16 protein-coding genes are annotated in these 12,133 nt (G+C 68.3%); 13 read left to right on the top strand and 3 right to left on the bottom strand.

From position 1 onward, the window contains the following. Nucleotides 1-2: 2 nt before the first annotated feature. Nucleotides 3-1,667: an energy-dependent translational throttle protein EttA gene (gene ettA, locus ACH4ZA_RS27805; protein ID WP_319278424.1), complete on the bottom strand. Its 1,665-nt coding sequence runs from the start codon at nt 1,665-1,667 to the stop codon at nt 3-5. A 1,074-nt stretch (nt 1,668-2,741) separates the two neighbouring features. Here ettA and ACH4ZA_RS27800 point away from each other — a divergent pair. Both ACH4ZA_RS27800 and ACH4ZA_RS27795 read left to right on the top strand, forming a co-directional pair. Then, the gene (locus tag ACH4ZA_RS27800) at nt 2,742-3,941 is read left to right on the top strand and encodes a YqcI/YcgG family protein (protein WP_398432148.1); all 1,200 of its coding nucleotides are present in this window, start codon (nt 2,742-2,744) and stop codon (nt 3,939-3,941) included. A gap of 415 nt (nt 3,942-4,356) precedes the next feature. Further along, complete coding sequence (locus tag ACH4ZA_RS27795; protein WP_398432147.1) at nt 4,357-4,917, top strand: HD domain-containing protein; 561 nt, start codon at nt 4,357-4,359, stop codon at nt 4,915-4,917. Here ACH4ZA_RS27795 and ACH4ZA_RS27790 read toward each other — a convergent pair. Next, nucleotides 4,905-5,375 (bottom strand): NUDIX domain-containing protein, encoded by a 471-nt coding sequence (locus ACH4ZA_RS27790; protein WP_319278419.1) that lies wholly within the window; start codon nt 5,373-5,375, stop codon nt 4,905-4,907. The two genes, ACH4ZA_RS27795 and ACH4ZA_RS27790, sit on opposite strands and share 13 nt — an antisense overlap. 34 nt (nt 5,376-5,409) lie before the next feature. Next, entirely contained in the window at nt 5,410-6,141 is a 732-nt protein-coding gene (locus ACH4ZA_RS27785; RefSeq protein ID WP_319278416.1) for an XRE family transcriptional regulator, read from the bottom strand. A 156-nt stretch (nt 6,142-6,297) separates the two neighbouring features. Between ACH4ZA_RS27785 and ACH4ZA_RS27780 the strand changes: the two genes are divergently transcribed. The 11 genes from ACH4ZA_RS27780 (at nt 6,298) to repSA (ending at nt 12,132) form a co-directional block, all read left to right on the top strand. After that, a complete protein-coding gene (locus tag ACH4ZA_RS27780) occupies nt 6,298-6,654 on the top strand; it encodes a hypothetical protein (RefSeq protein ID WP_200735154.1) in 357 nt (118 codons plus the stop codon). 2 nt (nt 6,655-6,656) lie between these two features. Continuing rightward, entirely contained in the window at nt 6,657-8,012 is a 1,356-nt protein-coding gene (locus ACH4ZA_RS27775; protein ID WP_398432146.1) for an FtsK/SpoIIIE domain-containing protein, read from the top strand. 84 nt (nt 8,013-8,096) lie between these two features. After that, nucleotides 8,097-8,261: a hypothetical protein gene (locus ACH4ZA_RS27770; protein WP_319278411.1), complete on the top strand. Its 165-nt coding sequence runs from the start codon at nt 8,097-8,099 to the stop codon at nt 8,259-8,261. Beyond that, a complete protein-coding gene (locus tag ACH4ZA_RS27765) occupies nt 8,261-8,932 on the top strand; it encodes a DUF2637 domain-containing protein (protein WP_398432145.1) in 672 nt (223 codons plus the stop codon). Before ACH4ZA_RS27770 ends, ACH4ZA_RS27765 begins: the two co-directional genes overlap by 1 nt. Nucleotides 8,933-8,953: 21 nt before the next feature. Continuing rightward, nucleotides 8,954-9,148, top strand: coding sequence for a hypothetical protein (locus tag ACH4ZA_RS27760; RefSeq protein ID WP_319278405.1), 195 nt, complete (start codon nt 8,954-8,956; stop codon nt 9,146-9,148). A gap of 1 nt (nt 9,149) precedes the next feature. Beyond that, the gene (locus tag ACH4ZA_RS27755; protein WP_062641684.1) at nt 9,150-9,341 is read left to right on the top strand and encodes a mobile element transfer protein; all 192 of its coding nucleotides are present in this window, start codon (nt 9,150-9,152) and stop codon (nt 9,339-9,341) included. Nucleotides 9,342-9,353: 12 nt separating this feature from the next. Then, nucleotides 9,354-9,512 carry a hypothetical protein gene (locus ACH4ZA_RS27750; RefSeq protein WP_398432144.1) on the top strand — a complete coding sequence of 53 codons (159 nt, stop codon included), beginning with the start codon at nt 9,354-9,356 and terminating at the stop codon, nt 9,510-9,512. Nucleotides 9,513-9,524: 12 nt separating this feature from the next. After that, nucleotides 9,525-9,848 carry a SpdD-like protein gene (locus tag ACH4ZA_RS27745; protein ID WP_398432143.1) on the top strand — a complete coding sequence of 108 codons (324 nt, stop codon included), beginning with the start codon at nt 9,525-9,527 and terminating at the stop codon, nt 9,846-9,848. Nucleotides 9,849-9,940: 92 nt separating this feature from the next. Beyond that, complete coding sequence (locus ACH4ZA_RS27740; protein ID WP_398432142.1) at nt 9,941-10,492, top strand: diguanylate cyclase domain-containing protein; 552 nt, start codon at nt 9,941-9,943, stop codon at nt 10,490-10,492. A gap of 85 nt (nt 10,493-10,577) precedes the next feature. Beyond that, the gene (locus ACH4ZA_RS27735) at nt 10,578-10,763 is read left to right on the top strand and encodes a hypothetical protein (protein ID WP_398432140.1); all 186 of its coding nucleotides are present in this window, start codon (nt 10,578-10,580) and stop codon (nt 10,761-10,763) included. After that, nucleotides 10,756-12,132: a replication initiator protein RepSA gene (gene repSA / locus ACH4ZA_RS27730; protein ID WP_319278392.1), complete on the top strand. Its 1,377-nt coding sequence runs from the start codon at nt 10,756-10,758 to the stop codon at nt 12,130-12,132. The genes ACH4ZA_RS27735 and repSA overlap by 8 nt, the downstream gene beginning before the upstream one ends. The last annotated feature ends 1 nt before the right edge of the window (nt 12,133 follow it).

Here is a 12,133-nt window from a genome sequence, read left to right as displayed (position 1 = left end):
GATCAGTCCCGGGTCAGCTTCTTGTAGGTGGCACGGTGCGGACGCGCGGCGTCCGCGCCCAGCCGCTCGATCTTGTTCTTCTCGTACGACTCGAAGTTGCCCTCGAACCAGAACCACTTGGAGTCACCCTCGTAGGCGAGGATGTGGGTGGCGACCCGGTCCAGGAACCACCGGTCGTGGGAGACGACCACGGCCGCGCCCGGGAACTCCAGCAGCGCGTTCTCCAGGGAGGACAGCGTCTCCACGTCGAGGTCGTTGGTCGGCTCGTCGAGGAGGAGCAGGTTGCCGCCCTGCTTGAGGGTGAGCGCGAGGTTCAGGCGGTTGCGCTCACCGCCGGAGAGCACGCCGGCCGGCTTCTGCTGGTCGGGCCCCTTGAAGCCGAACGCGGAGACGTACGCGCGCGACGGCATCTCCACCTGCCCGACGTTGATGTAGTCGAGCTCGTCGGAGACCACGGCCCACAGCGACTTCTTCGGGTCGATGTTCTCGCGGCTCTGGTCGACGTACGAGATCTTGACGGTGTCGCCGACCTTGATGGACCCGGAGTCGGGCTCTTCGAACCCCTGGATCATCTTGAAGAGGGTCGTCTTGCCGGCGCCGTTCGGGCCGATGACGCCGACGATGCCGTTGCGCGGCAGCGTGAAGCTCAGGTCGTCGATGAGGACCTTGTCGCCGAAGGCCTTGGAGAGGTTGTTGACCTCGACGACGATGGAGCCCAGGCGCGGGCCCGGCGGGATCTGGATCTCCTCGAAGTCCAGCTTCCGCATCTTGTCGGCCTCGGCGGCCATCTCCTCGTACCGGGCGAGACGCGCCTTGGACTTGGCCTGACGCCCCTTGGCGTTGGACCGCACCCACTCGAGCTCTTCCTTCAGACGCTTGGCACGCTTGGCGTCCTTCTGCCCCTCGACCTTGAGGCGGCTCTGCTTCGTCTCCAGGTACGTGGAGTAGTTGCCCTCGTAACCGATGGCCCGGCCGCGGTCGAGCTCCAGGATCCAGCCCGCGACGTTGTCGAGGAAGTACCGGTCGTGGGTGACGGCGACGACGGTGCCGGGGTACTTCGCGAGGTGCTGCTCCAGCCACTGCACGGACTCGGCGTCCAGGTGGTTGGTGGGCTCGTCGAGGAGCAGCAGGTCGGGGGCCTCGAGCAGCAGCTTGCACAGCGCGACGCGGCGACGCTCACCGCCGGAGAGGTTGGTGACGGGCCAGTCGCCGGGCGGGCAGCCCAGGGCGTCCATGGCCTGCTCGAGCTGGGTGTCCAGGTCCCACGCGTTGGCGTGGTCGAGGTCCTCCTGCAGCTTGCCCATCTCGTCCAGCAGCGCGTCGGAGTAGTCCGTCGCCATGAGCTCGGCTACCTCGTTGAAGCGCTTGAGCTTGCCCATGATCTCGGCCGCGCCGTCCTGCACGTTCTCCAGAACGGTCTTGGACTCGTCGAGCGGCGGCTCCTGCAGCAGCATCCCGACGCTGTAGCCGGGCGACAGGAACGCGTCACCGTTGGAAGGCTGCTCCAGTCCCGCCATGATCTTCAGAACGGTGGACTTACCGGCGCCGTTCGGCCCGACCACACCGATCTTCGCGCCGGGCAGGAAGCTCAGCGTTACGTCGTCAAGGATGACCTTGTCGCCGTGTGCCTTGCGCGTCTTGCGCATGGTGTAGATGTACTCAGCCAAGAGAAACCGTCCGGCAGCTTGAAATCTGGCAGTGGGCAGATACACCCCATCTTGCCTGACCGCCACCCTTGGGTGGTAACTCGAATGGTCGGGCTCGGCTGGCCTGGGGTTTTGAGGTTGACGACCGTGGCACGTCTGTCGTTGCCGGTCGCTGATGAGTGGCGTCGGCCATCGTCGCACGGCCCAGAGACGGCCCAGGGTCATGGCCCCGACCCGCCCGCCCGGCCGACGAGGGACACCTGCGACGCGGCCCGTCCGAACCCCAGCCGACGACAGCCCGCCACGACGGCGCGCCGGCCAACCGACCAGGCGCGCGTATGCCTCGCCGCACCCCCACCGACCTCGGCCACGCTGCTTCCTTGTTCTAGCGAGCAGGCCGGGGACTTTGCCCCTCCCGTCCCAGCAAGCCTCTTCCGCGTGCCGATCGCTCAGTACAGCCACAACTGACCATGGGCGGCCGTGACCTGCGGCCGCCTAATCGATCAACGCCCTCACCTGCTGCTGAGCTGTCGGCAGTTGTCGACCTTGGTCACCATTGAGTGCCCTTCCACAGCCCGAGGACGACCCGGAAGGGCGCTTGTGCGTTGGGGGGAGAGACCCTGCCCCTGGCGGGGGTTCGCTTCCCGGCGGCTGGTCAGGCGCTTAGAAGATGCGGGCACACCTCAGGAGGACAGACCAGCGGTTCCGCAGGACTTCCGCAGCAGGCTGCCGACTGTTGTCGTCGTCCGCGCTCGTTGCCGTCAGCGTTGCCGTCATCGCCGCCCGAGTGCTGATGTGGACCGCCGTTCTTCGAATCGAAGCCACCTCGCCTGGCCGCAGCACGCCTCGCGGCACGGGTGCCGTAGGAGTATCTGCCGGTTGTCACTGCTGGTCGTGGGTGTTGATGTCAACGTCACCTTAATCACGCGGTCAATTATTTCTGCATGGAATAGTTGAGGTCCTGACGTCGGAAAGTTGCGGAGAGACGCAAGGCTGGCAGTATAGGAAGAGAGGTCGATTAATCCTGCCGGTATAGGGGGTGATTCACTCATGGGTCACCTTTACGTCTTCGATGTCCAAACCGCAGTGCATAGAATGGTGCAGAAATATGGCGGTTATTGGCAGCCAACTTCTGCCGCCTTTCATTTGTATGAAGAACTCATAGCTGTCGATGAAAGCTTGGAAGCGGCAGACGCAGATAGGGCCGAAATAGGTGCTCACCTCATGGAAATCTTGGTGAGTAGCGTTTGCATTGCAACACAGTACAGCGTGGATCTGAAACGAGCTTATAGGGAGGCCGGATACAACCCGGACATCTTGAAGATTTGCGAAGATCGCCTTGCGTCCAATGTGACGCAGAAGAAGTTCGAGGGCGTCGTTAAAGACGTCAAGCGGCAGACAGCTTCCATTGCTCGCGTAATTACCTTCTATCAGCTGGATCGCCTTCCTGTCGATGCGCTTGCGTTCCCCACGTTGCATGAGGCTATCCCCCGCCTGCATTCGTCGATTATCGAAGCGCTTCTCAGTGCCGGGATGTCCTTCCGGGATCTGTTGCAAGAGAATCTGCGGAAGGCTGCGGACTCTAATAGGTTTGAAAGGCCCTTTGACCCGGGTACGGCCCCTTGTCTCGCAGACTTTGCCCCCATCAAGCAGTACACCGCCTGCCCCTTCGCGGGCGGCGCCCGCCTATGGGGGGCGCCTGCCTACCAGCCGTCACTCTCCATTCGCGAGAACCTCCGATCATCACTTCCTTTGCTTGCATCGTTCACGCGGGTCGCACAAAAGGAGATACTCGACGGGTTCCTCTACGCTTTCCCCGTGAGTGTTTTTGGGTCGACACTGGATGACCTATGTCGGCTAGTTAAGACGTTCGTGTCGTTTTTGGTGGCCAACGATCCTCTAGATCCACGGGTATTCGCACGCGAAGAGGCGACCAGGGCGGAATGGCGCTTCTCATTCGGAGGTGAAGAGTACTTCGTAAATGTATTCTCGCCACTGTATCGGCATGACCATTCCAGGTATACGCATGGCGTGTCAGATACGATATTCATTATGCTTCAACCCGAGAAGTCGTTCCATCTACAAATTCCCAAGGACCGCTATCACGCAACACGAGATATGATCCGGGGGAAATTTGACGACACCCTGCAAGGGTACGAGCTTGATGATTTGGAGGCGCACCGTTTCGTCCTGCCGAGGACGCATGGTGATCCACCTGTTCGTTGGTACGATCTCCAGGAATTCGAGGAAAGCATTGGAGGGTATGTGATCCCACCGCCGGAGCACCATCCTTGACGCACGCACGCACGGTCGGTCGGCGGAGCGGCTTTGGGCTGGAGCTGCTTTGGGGCGAGTGATCATGGCCCCGTAAGCTCATGGCGAGTCGGGCAGTCTGTGGACCTGCCCGTAAAGCACGACGTTGGGGCCATGATCTTAGAGGCTCGCCCCAAAGTGGCTGCCTAAAGCCGTGGAGCCGACCGCCCCAGCCACAGAGGGTGTCTCCCACCTTCATGCCCGCAGCCGCCGAGCGCGCCGCCGGGCGCGGCCAGCCGGGGCGGAGACAGGAGGCAGGCCGCGCCGCAGAGGCGGCGCGCGCCCGCGCCGTGCGCGGGCACTTGATGATGTAGGGAAAGTCGTACCGCGCTCGTGATCACGAACCGCTGGATCGTGGCCTGTCGGCTCCGTGCTCGTCTCGGCTACCGTTCCATCCATGCCTTCTGCACTGGACACGCCCCAAGGGGCAGCGGAACTCGCCGAGTCCCTGCTTCCGCCGCTCGGGAACCGCTGGCTGCACACCCAGTCCGTGGCCGCCCGGGCTCAAGAGATCGCCGGGGCTGTGTCTGAGGCTGACCGCGATCTTCTCGTCGCCGCCGCGTGGCTGCACGACATCGGCTACGCCCCCGAGCTGCGTGACACCGGCTTCCACCCCATCGATGGCGCGCGCCATCTGGAATCGCTGGGTGCGCCGGCACGCCTCGTAAGGCTGGTAGCCCATCACTCGGGGGCCGTGTACGAGGCGGAGCAACGCGGCCTCACGGCGGAGCTGGCCGTCTACGAGCGGGAAGACTCGCCGGTCCTGGACGCTCTGATCATGGCCGACATGACGACGGGTCCCGCCGGGCAGTCCTTCGACTTCGACACCCGCATTGACGAGATCCTCGTCCGCTACGAGCCGGGCAGCGAAGTGCACAACGCGATCAGCAACGCGCGGCCGTACCTCAAGGGCGCTGTCGAGCGGACGCGTGCCCGCATGGTTCATCAGCCGATGTAGGGCTCTGCCCGGCCGGCCAACCCGTGCTCGATACGCATGCGCATGGACGGGTGGATGTTCAGGTCGTCCAGCCTGCTCGGTTCGACGAACGCGACTTCCTTGCTCTCGCTGCTGGTGCGCACCTCGCCCCCGGTGATGCGGGCCGTGAAGCAGATCGAGAACTGCTGCCGGACTTCGCCGTCGTCGTAGGCCATGACGTGGCCGGGGTCGGTGTAGAGACCGACCAGGCCTGTCACCTCGACGTCGAAGCCGGTCTCTTCCTTGGTCTCGCGCACCGCTGCGTCCGCGACCGACTCACCGACGTCGACGCCGCCACCCGGCAGGGCCCACAGGTTGTTGTCGGTCTTGTGGATGAGCAGGACCTCTCCAGCCTCGTTGCACGCAACGGCGGTGACGGAGGGGACGATGCTGTTCGCCTTCGGGGCGTTCGGATCGTTGATGTAGTCGACGCGGGCCATACCTCCAGCCTCGCACGACGGGCCCGCAGTTGGACTAGGCGGGCCGCCCTCGCTCCCAGGTGTAGTCGAAGCTCCGCATGTAGTGCCTGAACGTGCGGGCGCCAGGGATGTAGCGGAAGTGCAGTACCGGGTTCTGTCCGGCGGGAGCTCCGAGCACGTGCGGGTTCACGAGCACGTCTTCGTCGAAGCGGTAGATGGAGTTGTAGAGGATCGTGTCGTGCAGCCGGATCTCCACGCCCGGCGTCTTCATCGCGGGCTCGAGGTAGCGCCGGGTGATCCGGGCGCGTGCGGCCAGGTCGTCCCCTATGCCTTCCTCTTCGCCGCGCTGGCGGACCATCTCCGACTCCGGGTCGCCGAGGAGGACGCGCACCTGAGCTCCGGACTTGGCCTTGTCGGCCAACTCGTACGGCAGGTCGGGGTGGTTGTCGAAGAGGAACAGCCCCGCGTACACGAGGATGTCCACTTGGTCCGCCGCCTTCTCGATAAGCGATGACCACAGAGCGGCCGGCACCGCGCCCCGGTGCGGGTAGTACGTGATGAGCTCGGACGTGCTCGCCGTCTCGGCCTGCTTCTCGACGGCCGGCCACAGGTAGACCTCGTCGACGCCGAGGTAGCTCGCGGCCTTCCAGCGGTGTCCTCGATGCGGCGTGCGGTCGGTCGTGATCCAGCGCTCCACGCTCTTGGGGTCGACTCCGACGTGCTGAGCCACGGACTGGATGGTCTCGCCCTTCGCTGAAATCGCCGCGCGCAGACGCTCGTTCGCCATGGCTTGCCCTTCCTGGGACACCTCGGGGACGTTTTGACGATAGCTCAAACGTCCCCAAACGTCCATACGGGCCGTGATGCGTCCACCCCCTCTCGCGGTCTCCTGATCTCACCGACGGGAGTCGGTCAAGAACCCGCTTCAGCAGGAGACAAGACGATGCGTCAGATCCCCGTGGACACCTCCGCCGCGACCGTGATGGTCGCCAAGACCCCCCAGCCGAAGGTCAAGGACCGCCGTACCGGTGAGATCGCCACCGACATGGAGACCGGCGCGAAGATGATGACCGTGGACGTGATGTTCGCGGCGAACGACGAGGTGGAGATCCTGTCCATCGCGGTTCCGGAGCCGGGTATCTCCGGTGAGCTGGCCATGGGTACGCCGGTTGCGCTCACGGGCCTGGTCGCCCGGCCGTGGGAGAACGACTTCAACGGTCAGAAGCGGCACGGGATCGCCTTCCGCGCGGTGGCCGTCACGTCGCTGGTCGCCGCTGCCGCGTCCTCGAAGGCGGCCTGATCATGACCGTCTTCACGGTCGCGCTGGTGCTGGTCGTCGCCGCTGCGGGTCTCCTGCGGTGGCGGCGTCCCGCCTGGTACTGGATGAGCTTCGGCGTCACGCTCGCCACGCTGCGGGTCCTGGTCCGCTACGCCTCGGTCATGGATGCCTGCGGGCTGACGGTCCCGCCTTCGCGCTGGCGGCTCGCCCTGGCTCGCATCGCCAACCGGGAGATGCCGCAGTGCCGCCCGCCGCGCATCCTGCGCGTCCGGCCGACCCGGACCGGTCTGGTCCTGCGGCTGGGGCTGCGGCCCGGACAGGACGCCTTCGACGTCGCCGCCTCCTCGGACCGGCTTCGGCACTCGTTCTCGATGTACGGGGTCACCTCGCGTGAGCTGCGCTCCGGGGTCGTCGAAGTGCGGATGACCGGCTATGACGTCCTCAAGCGGGTGCAGATGCCCGCCACCGCCGACACCCGCCCGATGCTCGTCCCGGTCGCCCTGCGCGAAGACGGCTCGGTCCACTACCGCGACTACCGGGCCGTCCCGCACGCCCTCACCCTCGGCGCGACGGAGTCGGGGAAGTCGGTCTATCAGCGCAACCTGGTCGCCGGGCTCGCGCCGATGGACGTCGCCCTGGTCGGCATCGACTGCAAACAGGGCGTGGAGCTGTTCCCTCTCGCCCGCCGCTTCTCCGCGCTGGCCGACAACCCCGACACTGCCGCCGAACTGCTGGACGCCCTCGTGTCCCGGATGGAAGGCGTCTACCAGGTCATCCGCGCCGAACAGCGCATCACATCCGCCATCGCGGACGCGGAGATAGCCGCCGACATCTGGGACCTGCCCGAACACCTGCGGCCTATGCCGGTCGTGGTCCTGGTCGACGAGGTCGCCGAACTCGCGCTGGCCACGAAGAAGAGCGACCCGCGCCGCGACCGGATCATCAAGGCCCTGGTCCGCCTCGCCCAGCTCGGCCGCGCGGCCGGCATCTACCTGGAGATCTGCGGGCAGCGCTTCGGCTCCGAACTCGGCGACGGCATCACCATGCTCCGCGCCCAGCTCACCGGCCGCACCGCCCACCGCGTCAACGACGAAACGAGCGCCAAGATGGCCTTCGGCGACATCTCCCCGGACGCCGTCCTGGCCGCCATCCAGATCCCCGCCGAACTGCGCGGGGTCGCCATCGCCGGAGACTCCACCGGCGGCTGGCACCGCATCCGCGCCCCGCACACCTCCCTGCGCCAAGCCGTCAACACCTGCAACCGGCACGCCCACCGCACCCCGGACCTGCCCGAATTCGCGCCCTTCCGGCCCGAGCTGACCGGCACCGCCCCGGCTGTCGAGCAGTTGGCCGAAGCCACTGCTCCCGCCACGGCCTGACCCCTCCCCGCTTTCACGGTCGGCGCGACCGCTTCACGCCGGGTCCCTACCCCTGCCATGCCTGATGAAGGGAGAACCCCCGTCATGTGCCCCGACTGCGAGGACTTCGCCCGCACCGTCCTGCTCCTCGGCCAGCTCGCCCTGTACGCCGATACCACCGGCGCGGACCTCGACTTCGTCGACGCCGTCAGTCCCGCCCTGGCCGCCTCGCTCCCCGAGCCGCCCGCCCTGCCCGGTGAGGGGTCCTGATGGCCGCCCGCCACGGACTTCGCGTGGACGCCGTCCTGGTCCAGGCGGTGATTGCCGGAGCGCTGTCCTTCGCCCACCTGCACGACCTCGCTGCCGCTGCCGGGCAGGACGGCTGGAAGGCCTGGGCCTACCCGATCAGCGTGGACCTGCTCCTGGTCGCCGCCTGGCGACGACTGCGCTCCGAGGGCCCGTCCCGGCTGGCCTGGTGCTGGTTCCTCATCGCCCTGTTCGCCTCCCTCGGCGCCAACGTCGCCACCGCCGGATTCCTCGACCTGGCCGACCCGCCCGCCCTGCTCCGCCTGGGCATCGCCGGGTGGCCCGCCCTCGCCTTCCTCGGCGGCACCCTCCTCGCCCACTCCGCCAACCACACACCCACCCCGCCGGCACCCGCCCCGGCCCCGGAACCCGACTCCGCCACCGATCCTGAGCCGCTTCCCGAGCCCGTGCCCGTGCTGGAGCCCGAGCCCTCGCCCGTCCCGGTGGAAGAGCCCCCGGCCCTCCCGGCCGCCGACCCGGGGCCCGCGGTTCCCGCCGTCCTCGTCGACCACGCCCGCAAGGTCGCCGCCGACTACCGCGCCCGGACCGGCGGCCCGATCGACACCGACACCCTGCGCGCCCGCCTCGGCGTCCCGCCCCACCTCGCCGACGCCATCGCCGCCCAACTCGCCTGACCAGCAACGGGAGGAAGCCCCATGACCAGCAACCCAGCCGATCTGACGAGTGCCGACTACCTCGACGGCGCCCGCGAGATGACCGCCGCCGACCGGCCCTACCTCGCCCACCTGCTCGCCGAGGAAGCCGCCCAGCGCACCGCCGACCCGGCCACCGCCGCCGGCATCCGCGCCAGCTTCCCCGACCCGACCGCGACCCGTGAGGAGACCGACTGACATGCCCGCCCGCGACAACTTCCACTCCGTCATGCGGATCGGCCCCGTGCAGATCGGCACCCACCGCGACCGCAACGGCCGCACCAAGCACGCCGCCGTCTGCACCGCCGACCGCTGCGGCTGGTCCGCCGACTACTCCAGCGGCACCGCCGCCCAGCTCGCCGCCCGCACCCACCGCTGCCGCGTCCGCTAGGAGACACCCCTCATGCAGGTCCCGCTCTGGTTCGCCCTGGCCGTCGTCGGCTACCTCGGCTGCAAGCTCTTCCGCCCGCCCCTCTGGCTGGTCCTGGTGCTCCTCCTCGGCGGCTACCTCATCGCCGACAGCCTGCTCGCCCCCGTCATCGACACCGCCCTCACCGAGTAGGGAGACCCCGTCATGCTCCGCCCCAAGATCCCCACCATGCCCACCCCGACCGGACTCGTCTCCCGGCCCACCGTCCTCGAGTCGACCACCGTCATCCAGCACGCCCCCGCCCCGACCGCCCAGACCGCACCGGTCGCGCCGGCCTCGACGTCCCGGCCCACGGTGCAGCTCACCCCAGGGTCCGTGCTCGCCCTGGTCGGCGGCGGCACCGCCGTGGTCCTGGTCGTCGGCACGGTGCTCGTCTCGATGCTCCTGGCGGTCGCCGTCACCGCCGCCTCGGTCGCCGTCTGCGCCCTGGTCGTCCGCTCGCTCATCTCCTCCCAGCACCGCCGCTGAAAGGTCCCCGGGGCGACGCACAAGCCGCCAAGCACGCCGCCGCCTCTGGGACCGCGTTCCGGAACGCCAACCGCATCGCCAAGGAGAACGCCATGGAAGCGCACATAGCCGCGAGCATCCTGCCGTTACTGGGCTGGGCCGTGCACGGCAGCATCCTCGCCCGCCGCCTCGCCTCCGCCCGCCGCGACCCGCTCACCGGCCTGCACACCCGCGCCGGATGGACCGCCCGCGCCGAGCACCTCATCCGCCGGCACCCCAACGCCGCCGTCCTCCTGGTCGACCTCGACCGCTTCAAGACCCTCAACGACAGCCACGGCCACGCCGCCGGGGACGCCGCCCTCGCAGCCACCGCCGACCGGCTGCGCACCTGGTGCGGACATGACGGGATCGCTGGCCGCCTGGGAGGGGACGAATTCGTCGCCGTCGTACGGGACTTGAACGCCGCCGATCTCGACGCGCTGATCGCCGCGCTTCACCGGCCGCTCGACTACGACAACGTCTCGCTGCCCCTGGCTGCATCTGTCGGGGCCTGCAACGTCGCCGAGCTGGCGGTGCCCGTCCTGACCGATGCGCTCGCCGCCGCCGACGCAGCCATGTACGCCGCCAAGGGCCGTGGCCGCCGGAGCTCCCGCACCACTCGCTGAGAGGCCACCGGGTGGCGCACAAGCCGCCAAGCACGCCGCCACCCGGGGCCGTTCCTTCCAACCGCAATCGAAAGGAACCACCATCATGGCCCACCACAGCTCGCCCCCGCCGAGGATCTGCCCGGCCTGCGACGGCTTCGCCTCCGTCGCCGTCACCCTCGGCGGCCGCGACCACCGTGGCCACCTCCGCACCATCACGGCGCACTGCCCGGCCTGCCAGGGCACCGGCACCACGCCCATCCGCCGCGACCGCGAGGGCGCCCGTGCCTGACACCCTGCTCGACCCGACCACCCTCGGCGACCTCCTGAGGGTGGCTTCGGCGTCCGACTACACCCGGTGGGAAGACCAGATCCGCCGCACCGGCGGCTGCGCCGACCCCATCCACCTGACCGGCTGGACCCTCACCAAGGACAAGACCACCGGCGAGACCCTGCACCACTACTCCACCGAGAACGAGCCCGGCGGACGCCTGCGCCTGGCCTGCGGCAACCGCCGCGCCTCCCGCTGCCCCTCCTGCGCCTGGACCTACGCGGGCGACACCTACCACCTGATCCGCGCCGGGCTGGCAGGAGACGACCGCCGGGACATCCCCGCAACGGTCCGCGATCACCCGCGCGTCTTCGCCACCCTCACCGCCCCGTCCTTCGGCCGCGTCCACAACCGTCCCAATCACAGCGTCTGCCGCTGCGGCACCCGCCATGCCGCCGACGACCCCGCCCTCGGCACCGCCCTCGACTCGACCACCTACGACTACGCGGCGGCCGTGCTGTTCAACAACCACGCCGGACAGCTCTGGCAGCGCTTCACCAACCGACTGCGCCGCGAGATCGCCGCCCGCGCCGGCCTCTCCCAACGGGAGCTGAAGGAAGCCGCCCGAGTCTCGTACGGCAAGGTCGCCGAGTTCCAAAAGCGCGGGGCCCTGCACTTCCACGCCGTCATCCGCCTCGACGGCCCCGACGGACCCGGCACCCCGCCCCCGGCCTGGGCAACGGTCGGCCTCCTCGCCGACGCTGTCCAGGCCGCCGCCGCCCACTCCTACACCTCGGTCTCCGCGCCCGCCGCCGGGGACCAGCCCGCCCGTACCTTCCGCTGGGGCACCCAGCTCGACGTCCGCCCCATCAAGGCCTTCGGCGACGGCTCCGACATCACCGAGCAGGCCGTCGCCTCCTATGTCGCCAAGTACGCCACCAAAGCCGCCGAGAACACCGGCACCCTGGACCGCCGCATCGGCGAACTCTCCGAGCTCGACCGCCACGGCGTCCCCGACCACGCCCGCCGCCTCATCACCGCCTGCAAGGAACTCGACCCGCTCTACCCCGACCGCCGCCTGTGGGCCTGGGCTCACATGCTCGGCTTCCGCGGGCACTTCTCCTCCAAGTCCCGCCGCTACTCCACCACCCTCGGCGAGCTCCGCCAGGCCCGGGCCGACTACCGCGCCGCACAGGAACACGCCGCCCTCGGCCTCGAGGACGTCGAGCCGGACACCGTCCTCGTCCTGGCCGACTGGCAGTACGCAGGCCACGGCCACACCCCCGGGGAATCCGCCCTCGCCGCCACCATCGCCCGCGACCTCCAGCACAACCGCGAGACCGCCCGCGAAGCCCTGCGCGATCTGCCCACCGACGAAAGGGAGTGGTGAC

Origin of the sequence: Streptomyces sp. NPDC020597 (assembly GCF_044335095.1) — a bacterium.
Classification (GTDB): Bacteria; Actinomycetota; Actinomycetes; order Streptomycetales; family Streptomycetaceae; genus Streptomyces.
Note: the sequence above shows the minus strand (reverse complement) of the source record. Positions and strands in the feature narration are given on the sequence as shown.